Source organism: Mycobacterium sp. MUNTM1, from assembly GCF_054660795.1.
Genome location: NZ_BAAGDE010000008.1, coordinates 113,250 through 137,133, shown reverse-complemented (window position 1 = coordinate 137,133; position 23,884 = coordinate 113,250). Strand labels below are relative to the sequence as shown.

The 23,884-nt window shown below is 63.9% G+C and carries 19 protein-coding genes, 3 rRNA genes and 1 pseudogene; 20 read left to right on the top strand and 3 right to left on the bottom strand.

Annotated features, from left to right (window positions below):
- Positions 1-260: 260 nt before the first annotated feature.
- The 15 genes and pseudogenes from rpmE to ACYQ8K_RS07030 all read left to right on the top strand — a co-directional run bounded on the left by rpmE (position 261) and on the right by ACYQ8K_RS07030 (position 13,131).
- Entirely contained in the window at positions 261-491 is a 231-nt protein-coding gene (gene rpmE, locus ACYQ8K_RS07100) for a 50S ribosomal protein L31 (protein ID WP_007773875.1), read from the top strand.
- A gap of 99 nt (positions 492-590) precedes the next feature.
- Positions 591-1,664, top strand: coding sequence for a peptide chain release factor 1 (prfA, locus tag ACYQ8K_RS07095; protein WP_459967773.1), 1,074 nt, complete (start codon positions 591-593; stop codon positions 1,662-1,664).
- Positions 1,665-1,677: 13 nt separating this feature from the next.
- On the top strand, positions 1,678-2,583 hold the full coding sequence (prmC, locus tag ACYQ8K_RS07090) for a peptide chain release factor N(5)-glutamine methyltransferase (protein ID WP_459967772.1): 906 nt from the start codon (positions 1,678-1,680) through the stop codon (positions 2,581-2,583).
- Entirely contained in the window at positions 2,580-3,239 is a 660-nt protein-coding gene (locus tag ACYQ8K_RS07085) for an L-threonylcarbamoyladenylate synthase (protein ID WP_459967771.1), read from the top strand. The genes prmC and ACYQ8K_RS07085 overlap by 4 nt, the downstream gene beginning before the upstream one ends.
- A gap of 28 nt (positions 3,240-3,267) precedes the next feature.
- Positions 3,268-4,477 (top strand): annotated as a pseudogene (locus tag ACYQ8K_RS07080) (glycosyltransferase family 4 protein); the annotation flags it as partial.
- Positions 4,478-4,692: 215 nt separating this feature from the next.
- Positions 4,693-5,187 (top strand): ATP synthase subunit I, encoded by a 495-nt coding sequence (locus ACYQ8K_RS07075; protein WP_459967770.1) that lies wholly within the window; start codon positions 4,693-4,695, stop codon positions 5,185-5,187.
- Positions 5,180-5,938, top strand: coding sequence for a F0F1 ATP synthase subunit A (atpB, locus tag ACYQ8K_RS07070; protein WP_007773884.1), 759 nt, complete (start codon positions 5,180-5,182; stop codon positions 5,936-5,938). The genes ACYQ8K_RS07075 and atpB overlap by 8 nt, the downstream gene beginning before the upstream one ends.
- 81 nt (positions 5,939-6,019) lie before the next feature.
- The gene (locus ACYQ8K_RS07065) at positions 6,020-6,268 is read left to right on the top strand and encodes a F0F1 ATP synthase subunit C (protein ID WP_024636915.1); all 249 of its coding nucleotides are present in this window, start codon (positions 6,020-6,022) and stop codon (positions 6,266-6,268) included.
- Positions 6,269-6,277: 9 nt separating this feature from the next.
- Positions 6,278-6,811 (top strand): F0F1 ATP synthase subunit B, encoded by a 534-nt coding sequence (locus ACYQ8K_RS07060; RefSeq protein ID WP_459967780.1) that lies wholly within the window; start codon positions 6,278-6,280, stop codon positions 6,809-6,811.
- Positions 6,812-6,817: 6 nt separating this feature from the next.
- Complete coding sequence (locus ACYQ8K_RS07055; RefSeq protein ID WP_459967769.1) at positions 6,818-8,158, top strand: F0F1 ATP synthase subunit B/delta; 1,341 nt, start codon at positions 6,818-6,820, stop codon at positions 8,156-8,158.
- A gap of 52 nt (positions 8,159-8,210) precedes the next feature.
- On the top strand, positions 8,211-9,899 hold the full coding sequence (gene atpA / locus ACYQ8K_RS07050) for a F0F1 ATP synthase subunit alpha (RefSeq protein WP_459967768.1): 1,689 nt from the start codon (positions 8,211-8,213) through the stop codon (positions 9,897-9,899).
- Between the two features lie 6 nt (positions 9,900-9,905).
- Positions 9,906-10,814, top strand: a complete 909-nt coding sequence (locus ACYQ8K_RS07045) for a F0F1 ATP synthase subunit gamma (RefSeq protein ID WP_459967767.1) — start codon at positions 9,906-9,908, stop codon at positions 10,812-10,814.
- An 18-nt stretch (positions 10,815-10,832) separates the two neighbouring features.
- Positions 10,833-12,281 carry a F0F1 ATP synthase subunit beta gene (gene atpD / locus ACYQ8K_RS07040; protein ID WP_459967766.1) on the top strand — a complete coding sequence of 483 codons (1,449 nt, stop codon included), beginning with the start codon at positions 10,833-10,835 and terminating at the stop codon, positions 12,279-12,281.
- Positions 12,282-12,315: 34 nt separating this feature from the next.
- Positions 12,316-12,681, top strand: a complete 366-nt coding sequence (locus ACYQ8K_RS07035) for a F0F1 ATP synthase subunit epsilon (RefSeq protein ID WP_459967765.1) — start codon at positions 12,316-12,318, stop codon at positions 12,679-12,681.
- Between the two features lie 6 nt (positions 12,682-12,687).
- Positions 12,688-13,131 (top strand): DUF2550 domain-containing protein, encoded by a 444-nt coding sequence (locus tag ACYQ8K_RS07030; protein ID WP_064949973.1) that lies wholly within the window; start codon positions 12,688-12,690, stop codon positions 13,129-13,131.
- Between the two features lie 21 nt (positions 13,132-13,152).
- Here the strand turns inward: ACYQ8K_RS07030 and ACYQ8K_RS07025 are convergent, their stop codons facing one another.
- Entirely contained in the window at positions 13,153-13,734 is a 582-nt protein-coding gene (locus ACYQ8K_RS07025) for a cob(I)yrinic acid a,c-diamide adenosyltransferase (protein WP_459967764.1), read from the bottom strand.
- A gap of 68 nt (positions 13,735-13,802) precedes the next feature.
- Here ACYQ8K_RS07025 and murA point away from each other — a divergent pair, with 68 nt between their 5' ends.
- The 4 genes from murA to rrf all read left to right on the top strand — a co-directional run bounded on the left by murA (position 13,803) and on the right by rrf (position 20,544).
- The gene (gene murA / locus ACYQ8K_RS07020; protein WP_459967763.1) at positions 13,803-15,056 is read left to right on the top strand and encodes a UDP-N-acetylglucosamine 1-carboxyvinyltransferase; all 1,254 of its coding nucleotides are present in this window, start codon (positions 13,803-13,805) and stop codon (positions 15,054-15,056) included.
- Between the two features lie 370 nt (positions 15,057-15,426).
- Positions 15,427-16,957, top strand: a 16S ribosomal RNA gene (locus ACYQ8K_RS07015).
- 282 nt (positions 16,958-17,239) lie between these two features.
- Positions 17,240-20,349 (top strand): 23S ribosomal RNA (locus tag ACYQ8K_RS07010).
- Positions 20,350-20,431: 82 nt separating this feature from the next.
- A 5S ribosomal RNA gene (gene rrf / locus ACYQ8K_RS07005) occupies positions 20,432-20,544 on the top strand.
- The 16S, 23S and 5S rRNA genes sit together here, the layout of an rRNA operon.
- 64 nt (positions 20,545-20,608) lie before the next feature.
- Here rrf and ACYQ8K_RS07000 read toward each other — a convergent pair.
- Both ACYQ8K_RS07000 and ACYQ8K_RS06995 read right to left on the bottom strand, forming a co-directional pair.
- A complete protein-coding gene (locus ACYQ8K_RS07000; RefSeq protein WP_459967762.1) occupies positions 20,609-21,100 on the bottom strand; it encodes a methylated-DNA--[protein]-cysteine S-methyltransferase in 492 nt (163 codons plus the stop codon).
- Positions 21,097-22,584 carry an AlkA N-terminal domain-containing protein gene (locus ACYQ8K_RS06995; protein WP_459967761.1) on the bottom strand — a complete coding sequence of 496 codons (1,488 nt, stop codon included), beginning with the start codon at positions 22,582-22,584 and terminating at the stop codon, positions 21,097-21,099. Before ACYQ8K_RS06995 ends, ACYQ8K_RS07000 begins: the two co-directional genes overlap by 4 nt.
- Positions 22,585-22,810: 226 nt before the next feature.
- Between ACYQ8K_RS06995 and ACYQ8K_RS06990 the strand changes: the two genes are divergently transcribed.
- Positions 22,811-23,884, top strand: coding sequence for a GGDEF domain-containing protein (locus tag ACYQ8K_RS06990; RefSeq protein WP_459967760.1), 1,074 nt, complete (start codon positions 22,811-22,813; stop codon positions 23,882-23,884).

The window sequence follows — 23,884 nt, the reverse complement described above, 5'->3', positions numbered from 1 at the left end:
GAGGACCTCCTACGGGTGAATGCCAGACACATCCACTCCGTCAGGAGGTCCTCCCACTTTCAAGCAGGCACGCCGTCAACAACCTCTCAGGTCACGACAACTAGCCCCCGGGAATGCGCGGGCGCGGCTCGCTGTTTGGGATGATGGCGGTTGACCTGGCATAATCGAGGCTCGATTATCCAACCGCCTGAGGTTTGGAAGTTCACGCCCGACCGTCCGAGCTGGACGGGGGCGGGCGGCAAACGATCGAAGAGGACATCATGAAAGCTGACATTCACCCCGCCTACGGGGAGACCACAGTGCTCTGCGGGTGTGGCAACACCTTCCAGACGCGCAGCACCAAGGACGGCGGACACATCGTCGTCGAGGTCTGCTCGCAGTGCCACCCCTTCTACACCGGCAAGCAGAAGATCCTCGACAGCGGCGGCCGCGTGGCCCGCTTCGAGAAGCGGTACGGCAAGCGCAACGCCGGCGCTGCTGCCGACAAATAGCTCGGTTACCGACGCCCGAACTGTGCGCACCAATGCACAGGCCGGGCGTCGGTTTGCGTTCGGCGTAGTGACAGGCGAAGCGGGGCAGGAGGTGTGGCGGTGACCAAGCCGGTACAGACCATCGATGTGCTGCTGGCCGAGCACGCCGACCTCGAGCGCCGGCTGGCGGATCCGGAATTGCACAGCAATCCCGACGAGGCCCGCAAGGCCGGTCGGCGGTTCGCCCGGCTGGCCCCGATCGTCGGCACCTACCGCAAGCTGGTGGCCGCGCGTGACGATCTGGAAACGGCGCGAGAGCTGGCCGCCGACGACGCATCCTTTGCCGCCGAGGTGACGGATCTGGAGACCCAGGTGGCCGAGTTGGACACCCAACTCACCGACATGCTGGCCCCGCGTGACCCGCACGACGCCGACGACATCGTGCTCGAAGTGAAATCCGGTGAGGGCGGCGAAGAGTCGGCGTTGTTCGCCGCCGACCTGGCGCGGATGTACATCCGCTACGCCGAGCGGCACGGCTGGACCGTCACCGTGCTGGACGAAACCACTTCGGACCTGGGTGGCTACAAGGACGCGACGCTGGCCATCGCCAGCAAGGGTGACACCGCAGACGGAGTCTGGTCGCGGATGAAATTCGAGGGCGGCGTGCACCGCGTTCAGCGTGTCCCGGTGACGGAATCCCAAGGCCGCGTTCATACTTCGGCGGCCGGCGTGCTGGTGTATCCCGAACCCGAAGAAGTCGGCGAGGTGCAGATCGACGAGTCGGACCTGCGCATCGATGTCTATCGCTCGTCGGGCAAGGGCGGCCAGGGCGTCAACACCACCGACTCCGCGGTGCGCATCACGCACCTGCCCACCGGCATCGTCGTCACCTGTCAGAACGAACGCTCGCAGCTGCAGAACAAGGCCCGCGCGCTGCAGGTGCTGGCCGCACGCCTGCAGGCCCTGGCCGAGGAGCAGGCCCTGGCGGATGCCTCGGCGGACCGTGCCAGCCAGATCCGCACCGTGGACCGCAGCGAACGCATCCGCACCTATAACTTCCCGGAGAACCGGATCGCGGACCATCGCATCAACTTCAAGTCGCACAACCTCGACCAGGTCCTCGACGGCGACCTCGACGCCCTGTTCGACGCCCTCGCCGCCGCCGACAAGCAATCCCGGCTGCAACAGGCATGACGGTCCCGCGACGATGCAGAGCGAAGCGATGAGGTGGGGGCACCTCCCGCTTGCGGGGGAGAGCGGGACAATCCAGCTGAGCCTGCGGCGCGCGATCGACGATGCTGCGGCCACCCTTGCCGAAGCGGGGATCGACTCCGCGCGTTGGGATGCCGAACAACTGGCGGCCCACCTGGCGGGAACCGACCGCGGGCGCCTGGCCCTGCTGGACCGGCCCGATGAGGAGTTCTTCGGGCGCTACCGCGACGTCGTGGCCGCCCGCTCGCGACGGGTGCCGTTACAACACCTGCTGGGGACCGCGGCATTCGGTCCCGTGCTGCTGCACGTCGGACCCGGGGTCTTCATACCCCGCCCCGAGACCGAAGCCCTGCTGGAATGGGCTGTCGCGCAACAACTTGCGCCGCGGCCCGTCATCGTCGACTTGTGCACCGGTTCCGGTGCTTTGGCGGTAGCGCTGGCTCACCACCTGCCCGACGCGCGAATCATCGCCATCGACAACTCCGACGCCGCGCTCGACTACGCGCGCCGCAATACGCGGGGCAGCGCGATCGAGTTGCTGCGCGCCGACGTCGCCGACGCCGCGCTGCTCGCCGAACTGGACGGCCGGGTCGATATGGTGGTGGCCAACCCGCCGTATGTCCCCGACGGCGCCGCGCTGGATCCCGAAGTTGCGCAACATGATCCGCACCAGGCGGTCTTCGGCGGCCCGGATGGATTGGCGGTGATCGGCCCCCTCATCCGCCTCGCCTGCCGCTGGCTGCGCCCCGGCGGGCTGATCGGTGTCGAGCACGACGACACCACCTCGGCACAGACGGCGGAATTGTTCCATCGCACAGGGGCGTTCGACGACGTCCGGGCCCGAACGGACCTGACCGGCCGGCCGCGTTTCGTGACGGCCCGAAAGAGGGCGACCCCATGAGTGAGGTCTTTGACTGCGCGGACCCGGGTCAGCGCTCACTCGGAATCGCCGCGGCGGCAGGAGCGCTCAAGGGCGGCCGGCTGGTCGTCATGCCCACCGACACCGTTTACGGTATCGGCGCCGACGCGTTCAACAGCGCCGCGGTCTCCGCGCTGCTGTCGGCGAAGGGCCGGGGCCGAGACATGCCGGTGGGGGTGCTGGTCGGTTCCTGGCACACCATCGAGGGACTCGTGTACACCATGCCGGACGGGGCGCGCGACCTGATCCGCGCCTTCTGGCCGGGCGCGTTGAGCCTTGTGGTCAGCCAGGCGCCGTCGTTGCAGTGGGATCTCGGCGACGCCCGCGGCACCGTGATGCTGCGCATGCCGCTGCATTCCGTTGCCATCGAACTGTTGCGTGAGGTCGGGCCCCTGGCGGTGTCCAGCGCCAACATCTCCGGCCGTCCGGCGGCCGTGGACGCCGACGAGGCGCGCACCCAGCTCGGCGATCTGGTGGACGTCTATCTGGAGGCGGGCCCGGCGGATCAGGGGGCCGCCTCGACGATCGTCGACCTGACCGGTGCCACGCCGCGGATTCTGCGGCCGGGCCCGGTGAGCGCGGAGCGGATCGCGGAAGTGCTGGCCGTCGACCCCGAAAGCCTGACCGCCCCGGCCTGACTGGAGGGGTTGTCGGGGTGCCAGGTTTGTCCAGTACGGTCTCGGTGATGTCCAGCGACGTAACCAACCTTGCCGGTGGGTTGCTCGCGCTGGCCGACCGCGGCGCCGGCGTTCCGCTTCGTGAGCTCGCGCTGGTGGGATTGACCGCGGCGATCATCACGTACTTCGCGACCGGGCCGGTAAGGGTGCTGGCCACCCGGCTGGGTGCGGTCGCCTATCCGCGCGAGCGCGACGTCCACGTCACCCCGACCCCCCGGATGGGCGGGCTGGCGATGTTCCTCGGCGTCATCACGGCCGTCTTTCTGGCGTCCCAACTTCCGGCGCTCACCCGTGGGTTCGTCTACTCCACCGGAATGCCGGCGGTCCTGGTGGCCGGCGCGGTCATCATGGGCATCGGCCTCATCGACGACCGTTGGGGCCTCGACGCGTTGACCAAGTTCGCGGGGCAGATCACGGCGGCCAGCGTGCTGGTCACCATGGGCGTGGCATGGAGCGTCCTCTACATCCCGATCGGCGGCGTCGGCACCATCGTGCTCGACCAGGCATCGTCGATCCTGCTGACCCTCGCCCTGACCGTGTCCGTCGTCAACGCGATGAACTTCGTCGACGGGCTCGACGGCCTGGCCGCCGGGCTCGGGCTCATCACCGCGCTGGCCATCTGCATGTTCTCCGTCGGGCTGCTGCGCGACCACGGCGGCGACGTGCTGTTCTATCCGCCGGCGGTGATCTCGGTGGTGCTCGCCGGTGCCTGCCTGGGCTTTCTGCCGCACAACTTCCACCGCGCCAAGATCTTCATGGGCGACTCCGGCTCGATGCTGATCGGGCTGATGCTGTCGGCCGCATCGACGACGGCCGCCGGCCCGGTGTCGCAGAACGCCTACGGCGCCCGCGACGTGTTTGTCCTGCTGTCGCCCTTCCTGCTGGTCGCCGCCGTCATCTTCGTGCCGATGCTGGATTTGCTGCTGGCGATCGTGCGCCGCACCCGCGCCGGCCGCAGCGCGTTTAGCCCCGACAAGATGCATCTGCATCACCGGTTGCTGCAGATCGGTCACTCGCACCGGCGGGTGGTGTTGCTGATCTATCTGTGGGTCGGGATCGTCGCGTTCGGCGCCGCCAGCACGATCTTTTTCCGTCCCCGCGATACCGCCGCGGTGATGCTGGGTGCGATCGTGGTGGCCGGCATCGCGACGGCGATCCCGCTCTTGCGCCGTGGCGACGACTACTACGACGAGGAGTAGTAGTAGGGTTCGCGGTGTGGTACGGTGCTGGTAGAACCCCAAAAAGCCGCGCAGGCTAACGGTCCATCGGAGGCTAATCCGATCGGGCTGGTTCGAGACCGGCCTCGGGAGATACCCCTTGGGTGATTCAACTGTGACGTGCGATACGCTCGGCGGGCCACCGATCAGTCGGTCGAGGGGTTCCCGTTTTACCAACCTGGGATTGAGGTGCTGCAGTGACGACACCAGCGCAGGACGCGCCGTTGGTGTTTCCCTCTGTTGCTTTCCGTCCGGTTCGGCTCTTCGCGATCAGCATTGCCATCACGGCGGTGGCGGTGCTCGCCGCCGGACTGTCCGGTCACCTGATGGTGGGCGTCTTCTTCGGCGTCGGGCTTCTCCTGGGTTTGCTCAACGCGGTACTCGTGCGTCGTTCGGTTGAATCGATCACCGCCAAGGATCACCCGCTGAAAAGGTCGATGGCGGTCAACTCGGCGTCACGACTGGCCATCATCACCGTCGTCGGGCTGATCATCGCCTACGTCTTTCGGCCCGCCGGCCTGGGCGTCGTGTTCGGATTGGCGCTTTTCCAGGTCCTATTGGTCGCCTCCACGGCGCTTCCGGTGTGGAAGAAGCTGCGCGCCGGCGACTGGGCGGAGTCTTCGGGCGCTGCCGAAGGCGGCGTGATCGCAGGATCGGAAGGAACGGAAGGAAGGAACCCCACCGATGCCTGAGACGACGTTCCTGGCCGAAGCCGCGATCGAGGTGGGCGAGCACACCCACGCGAAGTGGCTCGGCATGACCGTCAACACCGACACGATCCTGGCGACCGGGATCGCCGCGGTGATCGTGCTGGCACTGGCCTTCTTCCTGCGCGCGAAGATCACCTCCACCGGTGTGCCAAGCGGCGTCCAGCTGTTCTGGGAAGCCATCACCGTTCAGATGCGCGATCAGATCGAGAGCGCCGTCGGCATGCGGATCGCACCCTTCGTGCTGCCGCTGGCCGTCACCATCTTCGTGTTCATCTTGATCTCCAACTGGCTGTCGGTGTTGCCGCTGCAATACACCGACAAGTCGGGACACACCACCGAGCTACTGAAATCGGCGGCGGCGGACATCAATTACGTTCTGGCGCTGGCTCTCTTCGTGTTCGTCTGCTACCACGTGGCGGGCATCTGGCGCCGCGGCGTCGTCGGGCACCCGCTTGCCGTCCTCAAGGGCCACGTCGCGTTCCTCGCGCCGATCAACCTGGTCGAAGAACTCGCCAAGCCAATCTCGTTGTCTCTCCGACTCTTCGGCAACATCTTCGCCGGCGGCATCCTGGTCGCACTGATCGCCCTGTTCCCGCCGTACATCATGTGGGCGCCCAACGCGATCTGGAAGGCCTTCGACCTGTTCGTCGGGGCGATCCAGGCCTTCATCTTCTCGATTCTGACCATCTTGTACTTCAGTCAGGCCATGGAGATCGAGGATCACCATGACTGACACCATGAATTGTTTTGGCCCAAGCACCATTACAGAGGCCTGGTAGACCCCTACCAGATATCAAGGAGGATAAGAATGGCTCTGGACCCCCAAGTCGCTGCCGCTGCACTCATCGGCGGTGGACTCATCATGGGCGGCGGCGCGATCGGTGCCGGTATCGGTGACGGTATCGCCGGTAACGCGCTGGTTTCCGGCATCGCCCGGCAGCCCGAGGCGCAAGGCCGGCTGTTTACGCCGTTCTTCATCACCGTCGGTCTGGTTGAGGCGGCCTACTTCATCAACCTGGCCTTCATGGCGCTGTTCGTCTTCGCCACGCCCGTCGGCACCTAATCCGCCGTGATGGGTGACGCGAGTCTGAGCGTTCTGGCATCCAGCCAGGTGGTGGCCGAGGGAGGCAACAACTTCCTCGTTCCCAACGGCACCTTCTTCTTCGTGCTGGCCATCTTCCTGATCGTGCTGGCCGTCATCGGCACATTCGTTGTGCCGCCGGTGATGAAGGTGTTGCGCGAGCGCGACGCCATGGTCGCCAAGACGGCTGCCGACAACAAGAAGGCGGCCGAGCAGTTCGACGCGGCCAAGGCCGACTACGAAGAAGCGCTGACCGAAGCGCGAGTTGAGGCGTCGTCGTTGCGCGACAACGCCCGCGCCGAAGGTCGTAAGGTGGTTGAAGACGCGCGCGCCCGTGCCGAACAGCAGGTGATGTCGACGTTGCAAATGGCATCCGAGCAATTGAAGCGGGAGAGGGACGCCGTGGAACTGGATCTGCGTGCCAACGTGGCGTCCATGTCGGCGACGTTGGCCAGTCGAATCCTCGGCGTCGACGTCGCCCCCGCCGCCGCGACCTCATCCGCAACCAAGACATCCGGACGGTAATTACGTATGTCGACTTTCATCGGCCAGTTGGTGGGCTTTGCGGCCATCGTGTTCCTGGTGGTGCGTTATGTGGTGCCGCCGGTGCGCCGGTTGATGGCCGCTCGGCAGGACGCCGTGCGTCAGCAGCTCAAAGATGCTGCGAAGGCAAGTGATCGGCTGACCGAGTCGACCACGGCGCACACCAAGGCTGTGGAATCCGCGAAGGTTGAGGCCAAGCGGGTCGTCGAGGAGGCCCAGACCGACGCGGGCCGCATCGTCGAGCAGTTGCGGGCCCAGGCCGACGTCGAGTCCGAACGCATCAACGCGCAGGGCACCCGCCAGGTCGACCTCCTGCGCACCCAGCTGAGCCGGCAGCTGCGTCTGGAGCTCGGCCACGAAGCGGTGCGCCAGGCGGGCGAGCTGGTGCGCAACTACGTCGCCGACGCCGAACAGCAGTCGGCCACCGTCGACCGGTTCCTCGACGAGCTCGACGAGATGGCGCCCGCGTCGGCCGACGTCCAGTACCCGTTGATGACCAAGATGCGCTCGTCGAGCCGCGTCGCGCTGACCAGCCTCTCGGATCGGTTCAGCTCAATCGCCAAAGACCTTGACAGCAAGGCACTTTCGACTCTCTCCAATGAACTGGTGGCGGTCGCCCAGATGCTGGACCGCGAGATCGTGGTCACGCGGTACCTGACCGTCCCGGCCGAGGACGGGGCGCCCCGGGTCCGGCTGATGGAGCGGTTGGTCTCCGGCAAGGTCGGTGACGCCACGCTCGAGGTGTTGCGCTCGGCGGTCGCGGAGCGGTGGTCGGCGAACTCCGACCTCATCGACGCCATCGAACACGTGTCGCGGCAGGCGCTGCTCGAGGTCGCCGAGCGTGACGACAAAGTCGACGAGGTCGAAGAACAGCTGTTCCGGTTCTCCCGCATCCTGGACGCGCAGCCGCGGCTGGCGATCCTGCTGGGCGACTACGCCGTTCCGGTGGACGGCCGGGTTGCGTTGTTGCGCAAGGTGCTTGACAGCGCGAGCGGCAGGGTGAACCTGGTCGTGACGGCGCTGCTGACCCAGACGGTCGAACTGCTGCGGGGGCAGCCGGCCGAGGAGGCCGTTCAGTTCCTGACGGAAGTCGCCGTGGCGCGCCGCGGCGAGATCGTCGCTGCGGTCGGCGCGGCGGCCGAGCTCAGCGACGGCCAGCGGTCTCGTCTCACCGACGTGCTCGGCCGCATCTACGGCCACCCCGTGTCGGTGCAGCTGCAGATCGACGGCGACCTACTGGGCGGCCTGCTCATCTCCGTGGCCGACGAAGTGATCGACGGGACGCTCGCTTCTCGCCTTGCCGCGGCCGAGGCTCAATTGCCCGACTGACCATTCACCACAATCACACGCGAACCAAGATCAAGTAGGAAGACGAAAAGCCATGGCCGAGTTGACAATCTCCGCTGATGACATCCAGAGCGCCATCGAGGAGTACGTAGGCTCTTTCACGTCCGACACCTCACGAGAAGAGGTCGGTACCGTCGTCGAGGCTGGAGACGGCATCGCGCACGTCGAGGGCCTGCCCTCGGTCATGACCCAGGAACTGCTTGAGTTCCCCGGCGGCGTCCTCGGCGTCGCGCTCAACCTCGACGAGCACAGCGTCGGCGCGGTGATCCTGGGTGACTTCGAGAAGATCGAAGAGGGACAGCAGGTCAAGCGCACCGGCGAGGTCTTGTCGGTCCCCGTCGGCGACGGCTTCCTGGGCCGCGTCGTCAATCCGCTCGGTCAGCCGATCGACGGCCGCGGCGACATCGACACCGACATCCGCCGCGCGCTGGAGATCCAGGCGCCGTCGGTGGTGCAGCGGCAGAGCGTCAGCGAGCCGCTGCAGACCGGTATCAAGGCCATCGACGCCATGACCCCGATCGGTCGCGGCCAGCGGCAGCTGATCATCGGCGACCGCAAGACCGGCAAGACCGCCGTCTGCGTGGACACCATCCTGAACCAGCGGGAGAACTGGGAGAGCGGCGACGAGCGCAAGCAGGTGCGCTGCGTGTACGTGGCCATCGGCCAGAAGGGCACCACGATCGCCTCCGTCCGGCGCGCCCTGGAAGAGGGCGGCGCGATGGACTACACCACCATCGTCGCGGCGCCGGCATCCGACTCCGCCGGGTTCAAATGGCTTGCGCCGTACACCGGTTCGGCGATCGCCCAGCACTGGATGTACGACGGCAAGCACGTGCTGATCGTCTTCGACGACCTGAGCAAGCAGGCCGAGGCGTACCGGGCGATCTCGTTGCTGCTGCGCCGCCCGCCGGGTCGCGAGGCCTACCCCGGCGACGTGTTCTACCTGCACTCGCGGCTGTTGGAGCGCTGCGCGAAGCTGTCCGACGAACTCGGGGGTGGCTCGCTGACCGGCCTGCCGATCATCGAGACCAAGGCCAACGACATCTCCGCCTACATTCCGACCAACGTCATCTCCATCACCGATGGGCAGTGCTTCCTGGAGTCCGACCTGTTCAACCAGGGTGTGCGGCCGGCCATCAACGTCGGTGTGTCGGTGTCGCGCGTGGGTGGCGCGGCACAGATCAAGGCCATGAAGGAAGTCGCCGGCTCGCTGCGACTGGACCTGTCGCAGTACCGCGAACTGGAGTCGTTCGCCGCGTTCGCCTCGGACCTGGACGCGACGTCCAAGGCGCAGCTGGAGCGCGGTGAGCGCCTGGTCGAACTGCTCAAGCAGCCGCAGTACCAGCCCATGCCGGTTGAGGAGCAGGTGGTTTCGATCTTCCTGGGCACCGGTGGTCACCTGGACTCGGTGCCCGTCGAGGACGTCCGGCGCTTCGAGACCGAGCTGCTGGACCACATGCGGGCCTCGGAAGAGAAGTTCCTCACCGGTGTGCGCGACAGCGGAAAGCTTTCGGAAGAGGGCGAGAACCAGCTCACCGAGATCATCAACAACTTCAAGAAGGGCTTCGCGGCCACCGGCGGTGGATCGGTCGTGCCCGACGAGCACGTCGAGGCCCTCAACGAAGAGGATCTGGAGAAAGAGTCCGTACAGGTCAAGAAAGACAAGCCGAAGGACAAGAAGGAGTCCAAGGATTCCAAGGCGTCCGGCAAGGACAAGAAGTAACTACCGATGGCAGCCACACTTCGCGAATTGCGCGGCCGGATTCGTTCGGCCGGGTCGATCAAGAAGATCACCAAGGCCCAGGAGATGATCGCGACCTCGCGCATCGGTAAGGCGCAGGCCCGGTTGGAATCCGCGCGACCCTACGCATTCCAGATCACCTCGATGCTCACCACGCTGTCTTCCGAAGCCGCCTTGGACCACCCGTTGCTGGTCGAACGAGACGAGCCGAAGCGGGCCGGCGTTCTGGTGGTCTCCTCGGATCGTGGCCTGTGTGGCGCGTACAACTCGAGCATCTTCCGTCGCTCCGAGGAGCTGTTCTCCCTACTGCGGCAGGAAGGTAAGACACCGGTCGTCTACACCGTGGGCCGAAAGGCGCTGAACTACTTCAAGTTCCGCAACTGGGACATCACCCAGTCGTGGACGGGCTTCTCCGAGCAGCCGTCATATGAAAACGCCGCGGAGATCGCGTCCACTTTGGTCGAGTCCTTCATGGCCGGCACGGGTGACGAGGAGTCGCAGGACGGCCAGGGCGTCGACGAGCTGCACATCGTCTACTCGGAGTTCAAGTCGATGATGTCGCAGGCCGCGGTCGCCCACCGCATCGCTCCGCTGGTCATGGAATACGTCGAGGAGACCGACGAACTCCACACCTTGTACTCGTTCGAGCCGGACGCGACAACGCTTTTCGAGGCACTGCTGCCGCGGTATGTGACGACCCGGGTCTATGCGGCGTTGCTCGAATCGGCGGCATCGGAGCTCGCGTCGCGTCAGCGAGCGATGAAGTCCGCAACGGACAACGCGGATGACCTGATCAAAGAGCTCACGCTGATGGCGAACCGCGAGCGGCAGGCCCAGATCACCCAAGAGATCAGCGAAATCGTCGGTGGCGCAAACGCGCTCGCCGACGCTAAGTAGCACACGAGGAAGAAGAAAATGACTGCTACTGACGAAAAGACCACACGCGCCGAGACCAGCGGCCGCGTGGTGCGAATCACCGGTCCCGTGGTTGACGTCGAGTTCCCGCGCGGCTCCGTGCCGGACCTGTTCAACGCGCTCAACGCCGACATCACTTTCGAGGAGCTCAAGAAGACCCTGACGCTCGAGGTCGCCCAGCACCTCGGCGACAACCTGGTGCGCACCATCTCGCTGCAGCCCACCGATGGTCTGGTGCGCGGCGTGGAGGTGACGGACAGCGGCAAGCCGATCTCGGTCCCCGTCGGCCAAGAGGTCAAGGGCCACGTCTTCAACGCCCTGGGTGACTGCCTGGACAAGCCGGGATACGGCGAGGACTTCGAGCACTGGTCGATTCACCGCAAGCCGCCGGCGTTCGAGGAGCTCGAGCCCCGCACCGAGATGCTCGAGACCGGCCTCAAGGTCGTCGACCTGCTCACGCCCTACGTGCGTGGTGGCAAGATCGCGCTGTTCGGTGGTGCCGGCGTCGGCAAGACAGTGCTGATCCAGGAGATGATCAACCGTATCGCCCGAAACTTCGGTGGTACTTCGGTTTTCGCCGGCGTGGGGGAGCGCACCCGCGAGGGCAACGACCTCTGGGTCGAGCTGAAGGAAGCCGATGTGCTCAAGGACACCGCGCTGGTGTTCGGTCAGATGGACGAGCCGCCCGGCACGCGTATGCGAGTGGCGCTGTCCGCCCTGACCATGGCCGAATGGTTCCGCGACGAGGCCGGCCAGGACGTGCTGCTGTTCATCGACAACATCTTCCGGTTCACCCAGGCCGGGTCGGAGGTCTCCACGCTGCTCGGTCGTATGCCGTCCGCGGTGGGTTACCAGCCCACCCTGGCCGACGAGATGGGTGAGCTGCAGGAGCGCATCACCTCGACGCGAGGCCGGTCGATCACGTCCATGCAGGCCGTCTACGTGCCCGCCGACGACTACACCGACCCGGCGCCGGCGACGACGTTCGCCCACCTGGACGCCACCACGGAGCTGTCGCGTTCGGTGTTCTCCAAGGGCATCTTCCCGGCGGTGGACCCGCTGGCGTCGAGCTCGACCATTCTGGACCCGAGCGTCGTCGGTGACGAGCACTACCGCGTCGCGCAGGAAGTCATCCGAATCCTGCAGCGCTACAAGGACTTGCAGGACATCATCGCGATTCTCGGTATCGACGAGCTGTCCGAAGAGGACAAGCAGCTGGTTCAGCGGGCACGACGGATCGAGCGGTTCCTGTCGCAGAACATGATGGCGGCCGAGCAATTCACCGGCCAGCCGGGCTCGACGGTGCCGGTGAAGGAGACCATCGAGGCGTTCGACCGGCTGACCAAGGGCGATTTCGACCACATCCCGGAGCAGGCGTTCTTCCTGATCGGTGGCCTCGACGACCTGGCGAAGAAGGCCGAAGGCTTTGGCGCCAAGCTGGAATCCTGAGGCGTGAGCGACAAGGCTCTGAAAGGCTCTTGGCATGGCTGAATTGAACGTTGAGATAGTCGCCGTCGACCGCAAGATCTGGTCGGGTGAGGCAACGTTTCTCTTCACCCGCACCACCGTCGGCGAGATCGGCATCATGCCGCGCCACATCCCGCTGGTGGGGCAGCTGGTCGACGACGCAATGGTGCGCGTCGAACGAGAGGGCGAAGACGATCTGCGGATCGCGGTGGACGGCGGATTCCTGTCCGTCACCGAGGAATCGGTGACGATCCTCGCGGAATCCGCCGAGTTCGAATCCGAGATCGACGAGAGCGCCGCCAAAGAGGCTGCTGAGTCTGACGATCCGCGTATCGCCGCCAGAGGGCGCGCGAGATTGCGCGCCGTCGGCGCGATCGACTAACCGCCGATGAGCGCGCCCATGATCGGCATGGTCGTGCTCGTCGTCGTGCTGGCGAGCGCCGTAATCGGGCTGAGCTATCGGCTGTGGAAGCTGCGTCAGGGCGGCACGGCTGGGATCATGCGGGACATCCCCGCGGTCGGAGGCCACGGCTGGCGGCACGGCGTAATCCGTTACCGCGGTGGCGAAGCCGCGTTCTACCGGCTCTCCAGCCTGCGGCTGTGGCCGGACCGACGGCTGAGCCGGCGGGGCGTGGAGATCGTGTCCCGGCGCGCGCCGCGCGGCGACGAGTTCGACATCATGACCGACGAGATCGTCGTCATCGAGCTGCGCGACACGACCCAGGATCGCAGGTCTGGCTACGAGATCGCCTTCGACAAGGGCGCCTTGACCGCGTTCCTGTCCTGGCTGGAGTCGCGTCCGTCACCGCGTTCCCGTCGCCGCAGCCTGTAGGCGAACCGGCCGCCCGGCCGACTACGTGCCGGCGTTCTCGCCGCCGGGTTTCCACAGCACGTCGCCGTCGGGGTTGGCCACGCGCGACAGGATGAACAGCAGATCCGACAGGCGGTTCAGGTATTTCGCCGGCAAAACGTTGACCTGTCCGGGCGCGGCGTCGATGGCAGCCCATGCCGACCGCTCGGCTCGACGTACCACGGTGCGGGCGACGTGCAGCAACGCCGACAACGGCGAACCACCGGGCAGCACAAACGAATTCAGCTTGGGCAGCGGTTCGTTATATGCGTCACACCACTTTTCGAGCCGATCGATGTAGGGCTGGGTGACCCGCAGCGGCGGATATTCGGGGTTTTCGACCACGGGAGTCGACAGATCCGCGCCGGCGTCGAACAAGTCGTTCTGGATCTGCCGCAGCACGCCGGTGAGTTTCTCGTCCGGCTGACCCACGGCCACGGCGACGCCGATCGCCGAATTGGCTTCGTCACAATCGGCGTACGCAACCAGGCGAGGATCGTTCTTGGAGACACGCGAGAAGTCACTCAATCCCGTGGTGCCGTCATCGCCGGTTCGTGTGTAGATGCGAGTCAGGTGTACAGCCATGAGCAAACCGTACTCGGGTGTGGGTTGGCCGACTGACAAGCCGATATCGCTTCACTAGACTGACCCGGGTGGCTGAGCGATTCGTGGTGACCGGCGGGAACCGCTTGTCAGGCGAAGTCGCAGTGGGGGGCGCGAAGAACAGCGTGCTCAAGCTGATGGCCGCGACGCTGTTGGCCGAGGGCACCAGCACGATCACCAACTGCCCCGACATCCTGGACGTGCCGCTGATGGCGGAGGTGCTCCGCGGCCTGGGTGCGACGGTCGAACTGGACGGCGACGTCGCGCGTATCACCTCGCCCGATGAGCCCAAGTACGACGCCGACTTCGCCGCGGTGCGCCAGTTCCGCGCGTCGGTCTGCGTGCTGGGACCGCTTGTCGGCCGCTGCAAGCGCGCCCGCGTCGCGCTGCCGGGCGGCGACGCGATCGGGTCGCGCCCGCTGGACATGCATCAGGCCGGGCTGCGCCAACTCGGTGCGCAGTGCAACATCGAGCACGGATGCGTGGTGGCACAAGCCGATACGTTGCGCGGGGCGGAGATTCAGCTGGAGTTCCCCTCGGTGGGGGCCACCGAGAACATCCTGATGGCCGCGGTCGTGGCCGAGGGCGTGACCACCATCCACAACGCAGCGCGCGAGCCCGACGTGGTGGATCTGTGCACGATGTTGAATCAGATGGGCGCGCAGATCGAGGGCGCTGGTTCGCCGACGATGACCATCACCGGCGTCCCCAAACTGCACCCGACCGAGCACCGCGTCATCGGGGATCGCATCGTCGCCGCGACCTGGGGGATCGCCGCCGCGATCACCCGCGGAGACATCACGGTGACGGGCATCGACCCGGCGCACCTGCAGGTGGTGCTGCACAAGCTGCACGACGCCGGCGCCACCGTCACCCAGACCGACGACAGCTTCCGGGTGGTGCAATACGAACGCCCGAAGGCGGTCAACGTGGCCACCCTGCCGTTCCCCGGATTCCCGACGGACCTGCAGCCGATGGCGATCGCGCTGGCCTCGATCGCCGACGGCACCTCGATGATCACCGAGAACGTATTCGAGGCGCGCTTTCGATTCGTTGAAGAAATGATCCGCCTGGGCGCCGACGCCCGAACCGATGGGCATCACGCGGTCGTGCGGGGGTTGCCGCAATTGTCGAGCGCACCGGTGTGGTGTTCGGACATTCGGGCCGGCGCCGGCCTGGTGTTGGCCGGGCTTGTCGCAGACGGAGACACCGAGGTCCACGACGTCTTCCACATCGATCGCGGCTACCCGTTGTTCGTGGAAAACCTGGCGATTTTGGGAGCGGAGATCGAGCGGGTACAGTAACCAAAGTCAGTGCCCCACAAGCGCGGTCACCAACGCGAAGGTGGACGAGAGCGGGGCCTTGACTCCCTCGCTGGATTGGTACTAGCCTGGCACGGCTGCTCCCGAGACGGTCTCTAGAAGATCAAAATTGGGAGTTGACTTACCTGCCGGATCTGTATTAAGCTGGCAGGGTTGCCCCAAAACGGGCGAAACAAGTGTTGTTTGAGAACTCAATAGTGTGTTTGGTCTTTTTATTTGTTGTTGTTTTTTGGCCATACTTAAACACTCCCCGTGTGTCGGTATGGTCGTATTTTGACGCCAGTTATTTGGTGTCTTTTTGTTAGGTCAGATTTTCTCTGATTTGAATTCACCTCGTCCTGCGAGGAGTTTTTGTTTGGAGAGTTTGATCCTGGCTCAGGACGAACGCTGGCGGCGTGCTTAACACATGCAAGTCGAACGGAAAGGCCTCTTCGGAGGTACTCGAGTGGCGAACGGGTGAGTAACACGTGGGCAATCTGCCCTGCACTTCGGGATAAGCCTGGGAAACTGGGTCTAATACCGGATAGGACCTTTAGACGCATGTCTTTTGGTGGAAAGCTTTTGCGGTGTGGGATGGGCCCGCGGCCTATCAGCTTGTTGGTGGGGTGATGGCCTACCAAGGCGACGACGGGTAGCCGGCCTGAGAGGGTGTCCGGCCACACTGGGACTGAGATACGGCCCAGACTCCTACGGGAGGCAGCAGTGGGGAATATTGCACAATGGGCGCAAGCCTGATGCAGCGACGCCGCGTGGGGGATGACGGCCTTCGGGTTGTAAACCTCTTTCACCATCGACGAAGGTCCGGGTTTTCTCGGATTGACGGTAGGTGGAGAAGAAGCACCGGCCAACTACGTGCCAGCAGCCGCGGTAATACGTAGGGTGCGAGCGTTGTCCGGAATTACTGGGCGTAAAGAGCTCGTAGGTGGTTTGTCGCGTTGTTCGTGAAATCTCACGGCTTAACTGTGAGCGTGCGGGCGATACGGGCAGACTAGAGTACTGCAGGGGAGACTGGAATTCCTGGTGTAGCGGTGGAATGCGCAGATATCAGGAGGAACACCGGTGGCGAAGGCGGGTCTCTGGGCAGTAACTGACGCTGAGGAGCGAAAGCGTGGGGAGCGAACAGGATTAGATACCCTGGTAGTCCACGCCGTAAACGGTGGGTACTAGGTGTGGGTTTCCTTCCTTGGGATCCGTGCCGTAGCTAACGCATTAAGTACCCCGCCTGGGGAGTACGGCCGCAAGGCTAAAACTCAAAGGAATTGACGGGGGCCCGCACAAGCGGCGGAGCATGTGGATTAATTCGATGCAACGCGAAGAACCTTACCTGGGTTTGACATGCACAGGACGCGTCTAGAGATAGGCGTTCCCTTGTGGCCTGTGTGCAGGTGGTGCATGGCTGTCGTCAGCTCGTGTCGTGAGATGTTGGGTTAAGTCCCGCAACGAGCGCAACCCTTGTCTCATGTTGCCAGCGGGTAATGCCGGGGACTCGTGAGAGACTGCCGGGGTCAACTCGGAGGAAGGTGGGGATGACGTCAAGTCATCATGCCCCTTATGTCCAGGGCTTCACACATGCTACAATGGCCGGTACAAAGGGCTGCGATGCCGTAAGGTTAAGCGAATCCTTTTAAAGCCGGTCTCAGTTCGGATTGGGGTCTGCAACTCGACCCCATGAAGTCGGAGTCGCTAGTAATCGCAGATCAGCAACGCTGCGGTGAATACGTTCCCGGGCCTTGTACACACCGCCCGTCACGTCATGAAAGTCGGTAACACCCGAAGCCAGTGGCCTAACCTTTTGGAGGGAGCTGTCGAAGGTGGGATCGGCGATTGGGACGAAGTCGTAACAAGGTAGCCGTACCGGAAGGTGCGGCTGGATCACCTCCTTTCTAAGGAGCACCACGAAAAGCATCCCAATTGGTGGGGTGCGAGCCGTGAGGGGTTCTCGTCTGTAGTGGACGAAAACCGGGTGCACAACAGCAAATGATTGCCAGACACACTATTGGGCCCTGAGACAACACTCGGTCGATCCGTGTGGAGTCCCTCCATCTTGGTGGTGGGGTGTGGTGTTTGAGTATTGGATAGTGGTTGCGAGCATCTAGATGAACGCGTGGTCCTTGTGGCCGGCGTGTTCATCGAAATGTGTAATTTCTTCTTTGGTTTTTGTGTGTAAGTAAGTGTTTAAGGGCGCATGGTGGATGCCTTGGCATCGAGAGCCGATGAAGGACGTGGGAGGCTGCGATATGCCTCGGGGAGCTGTCAACCGAGCATTGATCCGAGGATTTCCGAATGGGGAAACCCAGCACGAGTGATGTCGTGTTACCCGTATCTGAATATATAGGGTGCGGGAGGTAACGCGGGGAAGTGAAACATCTCAGTACCCGTAGGAGAAGAAAACAATTGTGATTCCGTCAGTAGTGGCGAGCGAACGCGGAACAGGCTAAACCGCACGCATGTATAACCGGGTAGGGGTTGTGTGCGCGGTGTTGTGGGATTGATATGTCTCAGCTCTACCTGGCTGAGGGGTAGTCAGAAAGTGTCGTGGTTAGCAGAAGTGGCCTGGGATGGCCCGCCGTAGACGGTGAGAGCCCGGTACGCGAAAACCCGTCACCTACCTTGTATCAACTCCCGAGTAGCAGCGGGCCCGTGGAATCTGCTGTGAATCTGCCGGGACCACCCGGTAAGCCTAAATACTTCTCGATGACCGATAGCGGATTAGTACCGTGAGGGAATGGTGAAAAGTACCCCGGGAGGGGAGTGAAATAGTACCTGAAACCGTGTGCCTACAATCCGTCAAAGCCTCTTCGTGGGGTGATGGCGTGCCTTTTGAAGAATGAGCCTGCGAGTCAGGGACACGTCGCGAGGTTAACCCGTGCGGGGTAGCCGCAGCGAAAGCGAGTCTGAATAGGGCGCATCCCCTTTGGGGTGTAGTGGCGTGTTCTGGACCCGAAGCGGAGTGATCTACCCATGGCCAGGGTGAAGCGCGGGTAAGACCGCGTGGAGGCCCGAACCCACTTAGGTTGAAGACTGAGGGGATGAGCTGTGGGTAGGGGTGAAAGGCCAATCAAACTCCGTGATAGCTGGTTCTCCCCGAAATGCATTTAGGTGCAGCGTTGCGTGGTTCACCACGGAGGTAGAGCTACTGGATGGCCGATGGGCCCTACTAGGTTACTGACGTCAGCCAAACTCCGAATGCCGTGGTGTAAAGCGTGGCAGTGAGACGGCGGGGGATAAGCTCCGTACGTCGAAAGGGAAACAGCCCAGATCGCCGGCTAAGGCCCCTAAGCGTGTGCTAAGTGGAAAAGGATGTGTAGTCGCAGAGACAACCAGGAGGTTGGCTTAGAAGCAGCCACCCTTGAAAGAGTGCGTAATAGCTCACTGGTCAAGTGATTATGCGCCGATAATGTAGCGGGGCTCAAGCACACCGCCGAAGCCGCGGCACATTCACGTCTACGTGGATGTGGGTAGGGGAGCGTCCCTCATTCAGCGAAGCCTCCGGGTAACCGGTGGTGGAGGATGGGGGAGTGAGAATGCAGGCATGAGTAGCGATAAGGCAAGTGAGAACCTTGCCCGCCGTAAGACCAAGGGTTCCTGGGCCAGGCCAGTCCGCCCAGGGTGAGTCGGGACCTAAGGCGAGGCCGACAGGCGTAGTCGATGGACAACGGGTTGATATTCCCGTACCCGTGTATAGGCGTCCCTGATGAATCAGCGGTACTAACCACCCAAAACCGGATCGACCATTCCCCTTCGGGGGCATGGAGTTTCGGGGCTGCGTGGGACCTTCGCTGGTAGTAGTCAAGCGATGGGGTGACGCAGGAAGGTAGCCGTACCAGTCAGTGGTAATACTGGGGCAAGCCTGTAGGGAGAGCGATAGGCAAATCCGTCGCTCATTAATCCCGAGAGGTGATGCATAGCCGATTGAGGCGAATTCGGTGATCCTCTGCTGCCAAGAAAAGCCTCTAGCGAGCACATACACGGCCCGTACCCCAAACCAACACAGGTGGTCAGGTAGAGAATACCAAGGCGTACGAGATAACTATGGTTAAGGAACTCGGCAAAATGCCCCCGTAACTTCGGGAGAAGGGGGGCCGGAATACCGTGAACACCCTTGCGGTGGGAGCGGGATCCGGCCGCAGAAACCAGTGGGTAGCGACTGTTTACTAAAAACACAGGTCCGTGCGAAGTCGCAAGACGATGTATACGGACTGACGCCTGCCCGGTGCTGGAAGGTTAAGAGGACCCGTTAACCGTAAGGTGAAGCGGAGAATTTAAGCCCCAGTAAACGGCGGTGGTAACTATAACCATCCTAAGGTAGCGAAATTCCTTGTCGGGTAAGTTCCGACCTGCACGAATGGCGTAACGACTTCCCAACTGTCTCAACCATAGACTCGGCGAAATTGCACTACGAGTAAAGATGCTCGTTACGCGCGGCAGGACGAAAAGACCCCGGGACCTTCACTACAACTTGGTATTGGTGTTCGGTACGGTTTGTGTAGGATAGGTGGGAGACTGTGAAATACAGACGCCAGTTTGTATGGAGTCGTTGTTGAAATACCACTCTGATCGTATTGGACACCTAACGTCGAACCCTTATCGGGTTCACGGACAGTGCCTGGCGGGTAGTTTAACTGGGGCGGTTGCCTCCTAAAATGTAACGGAGGCGCCCAAAGGTTCCCTCAACCTGGACGGCAATCAGGTGTTGAGTGTAAGTGCACAAGGGAGCTTGACTGCGAGACTTACAAGTCAAGCAGGGACGAAAGTCGGGACTAGTGATCCGGCACCTCTGAGTGGAAGGGGTGTCGCTCAACGGATAAAAGGTACCCCGGGGATAACAGGCTGATCTTCCCCAAGAGTCCATATCGACGGGATGGTTTGGCACCTCGATGTCGGCTCGTCGCATCCTGGGGCTGGAGCAGGTCCCAAGGGTTGGGCTGTTCGCCCATTAAAGCGGCACGCGAGCTGGGTTTAGAACGTCGTGAGACAGTTCGGTCTCTATCCGCCGCGCGCGTCAGAAACTTGAGGAAACCTGTCCCTAGTACGAGAGGACCGGGACGGACGAACCTCTGGTATACCAGTTGTCCCACCAGGGGCACGGCTGGATAGCCACGTTCGGACAGGATAACCGCTGAAAGCATCTAAGCGGGAAACCTTCTCCAAGATCAGGTTTCTCACCCTTTTAGAGGGATAAGGCCCCCCGCAGACTACGGGTTCGATAGGCCAGACCTGGAAGCCCAGTAATGGGTGCAGGGAACTGGCACTAACCGGCCGAAAACTTACCAACACACAATCGCAACCACAGTCCATTTCGACGGCAGCAATGCCGCGGAACGCCACACCCCCCACCAAACAAATTTAAATAGAGTTACGGCGGCCACAGCGACAGGGAAACGCCCGGTCCCATTCCGAACCCGGAAGCTAAGCCTGTCAGCGCCAATGATACTGCCCATACGGGTGGAAAAGTAGGACACCGCCGAACATACACAAAAACACCCCCGGCAACGGGGGTGTTTTTGCATTCGCAATTCGTTTTGCATTCGCAATTAATCGAATAGCGTCAAATTCTCCCGTTGCTTTTCTAATTCGAGCAGTGCGCGCTTGCGGCCGAGCCCGCCGCCGAAGCCGGTGAGGCTTCCATTGGCCCCGATGACGCGATGGCAGGGGACGACGATGGCGATGGGGTTGTGGCCGTTGGCCAACCCGACGGCGCGGGCGGCGCCAGGCGCTGCGATCTGCTCGGCGATTTCGCCGTACGAGCGGGTTTCGCCGTAGGGAATGGTCAGCAGCGCCTGCCATACTCGCCGCTGAAATTCGGTGCCGTGCATGTCGAGCTCGACATCGAAATTCGTCAGCTCGCCGGCGAAATACGCGCCGAGTTGTTCGACGGCCTCGCCGAACGCCCGCGGGTTGGGCGACCATCCGGTGCGGCTCGGCTCGTATGTCTGGTCGACCATTCGGAGATTCGTCAGCACCGCGCCGTGACCGGCCAGCGTCAGTAGCCCGATCGGGCTGTCGATGGTGCGGTACTCGATCATGCGACCTCCCGTGGCGGCCAATGGTTTACCGGATGTTCGAGGGTGGTCCAAAGGTATTGGGTGGCGTAGGAACGCCAGGGTCGCCACCGAGCGCTGCGCGCAACGAGGGAGCGCTCGTCGGAGGGGAACCCCAGCTGTTCGGCGGCCAGACGCAGGCCCAGATCGCTGGCGGGGAAGGCGTCGGGATCGCCGAGGCCACGCATTGCGATCACCTCCGTGGTCCAGGGGCCCACGCCGGGCAAGGCGAGTAATTGCGTTCGGGCGCTTTCCCAGTCGCAGCCGGCGCTCAGGACGACACTGCCGTCGGCGAGGCCGGCGATCAGAGCGCTCAGCGTCCGTTGCCGGGACTTGGGCACCGCCAAATGGACGGGGTCGATGACCGCGAGCTGCTCAACGGACGGGAAGGTGTGCGTCAGCGTTCCCGCGGGATCGTTGATCGGCTGCCCATAGGCGGCGACCAGGCGGCCCGCGTGGGTGCTCGCCGCCTTGGTGGACACCTGCTGGCCCAGCACCGCGCGCACCGCGAGTTCGGCCTCGTCGACGGTTCGGGGAATCCGCTGCCCCGGCGCCTTGGCCACGACGGCGCAGAAGTCCGCGTCCCCAACCAGCGCCTCGTCCACCGCTTCCGGATCGGCATCGAGGTCCAGCAGCCGACGGCAGCGCGCGATAGCCGTCGTCAGATCGCGGAAGTCGTCGAGCACGAGCACGCAACGGACGTGATCGACGGCGGGGGTCAGGCTGACGATCGCGTTGCCGAACGGAAGGCGCAGACTGCGGCGGTACGCGCCGTCGCGGACCTCCTCGCAGCCGGGCACCGTGCCCGCCGCCAGGTGACCGAACACACCGACGTAGGCGAACGGCGTGCGTACCGGGAGCCGAAGACACACGGTGCCAGGCGAATTCGGGGTCGATGGGGAGCGTGTCGCCGCGCGTTGGCGCAGCGCGCGTGGTGTGTTCTCGAACACCGAGCGAACGGTGTCGTTGAATTGGCGGATGCTGGAAAAGCCGGCGGCGAATGCGACGTCGCCGAATGGCAGGTCCGTCGTCTCGATCAACACCCGGGCGGTCTGTGCCCGTTGTGCGCGGGCCAGTGCGAGTGGGCCGGCCCCGACTTCGGCCTGCAATAACCGCTCCAGCTGCCGGGTCGTGTATCCCAGGCGGGCGGCCAGGCCACCGACACCGTCACGGTCCACGGTCCCGTCGGCAATCAGGCGCATCGTTCGCGCCACGATGTCACCGCGCACATTCCATTCCGGGGATCCCGGCGACGCGTCGGGGCGGCACCGCTTGCAGGCCCGGAAGCCGGCCCGCTGAGCGGCCGCCGCCGTCGGGTAAAACCGCACGTTACGGGCGAACGGTGGCCGCACCGGGCAGCTGGGCCGGCAGTAGATGCGGGTGGTCAGCACCGCGGTGACGAACCACCCGTCGAACCGTGCGTCCTTGGACTGGACGGCGCGGTAGCAGCGTTCGAAGTCGTCGTGCACGGCTCCAGACTTACACCCGCCCACCGACAAAACTGGCGGAAAAGCGACATCGTCGTGGGATGGGCCTGAGGCGGGTAATCGGGCCGTGGCGGTGACTCGCCATCCCGCGGGGATTTCTCGTCGAATCGAGGTATTTACCGCGCTCGATGGTATTTACTGTGATCCGGCTCACTGACTCTGGTGGTGTGGCTCGGCGGGGTGAGCGAGTCCTGGGAAAGGCGAACGAATGAGGTGGCTGGCGACTTGGTGGGGCCAAGACGACCATTTCGACTGGCTGACAGGCTATTTGCAGGCCCACGGGCTGAGCACGCCCACCCGCAGGGTTCTGGCCGGGGTGGCGGCTTCCCTGGTCCTGGTGCCGGTCAACGTGTTGTACGGACCCGTGCCGATGTATCCGCGTGTGGCGCTGACCGTTTCGGTCGTCGCCGCCATCCTGGGGCTGGGCATGACGGCGCTGTGGTTGAGCGGATGGCCCACCCGGCGCCAGTCCGTGTTCTACATCATGACCGGCGCCGTATCCATCGGCGGGGGTTGTCTGTGGCAACCCCAGCCGCTCATCGGGCTGATGGCGTGTGCGGCGATGGCGGTGACGGGCGGCTACATCGCGTTCTTCCACACGGCCAGGCTCATGGCGCTGAACTTCGTCATGGCCAGCGCGATCGCGGCGTGGCAGGCGGTGCGCCTGGCCGCTAGCGGACAGGCGGTGCTGGCCTTCTCCGGTTACTTCCTGGTGCTGGAACTCAATGCGGTCGTCCCGCTCGCCATCCAGGTCGTGGTGCGGGCACTGTGGCTCGACCTGCTACGGGCCAACCGCGACCCGCTGACCGGGCTGCTGAATCGCAGGGCCTGCGATCGGGCGATCGTGGGCCGGATGCTCGCCGGCGCCAATCACATGCATCTGGCGGTGGCCATGCTTGATCTGGACCGCTTCAAAGAGCTCAACGACACCCGCGGGCACGCCGCCGGCGACGAGGCGCTCATCGCGGTCGCGGGCACCCTGACGACAGCGTGCGGCCAGACCTGCGTCGTCGGTCGCGTCGGCGGGGAGGAATTCCTGGTCGCCGACATCGTGACGACCGAACAGCTCCCGTCCTGGGGCCGACAGCTCTGTGACGCCGTGGCCGCGGTGAACGCGGCCGTGACCGCCAGCGTCGGAATCGCCACCCTGGCGCTGGGCAGCGTCGTCTCCGAATATGCCGAGCACGCGTTTCACCAGTTGGTCGCCCACGCCGACACCGCGATGTACGAAGCGAAGCGGTGTGGGGGTAACCAGACCCGCCATCACCAGATCGCCGTCTGA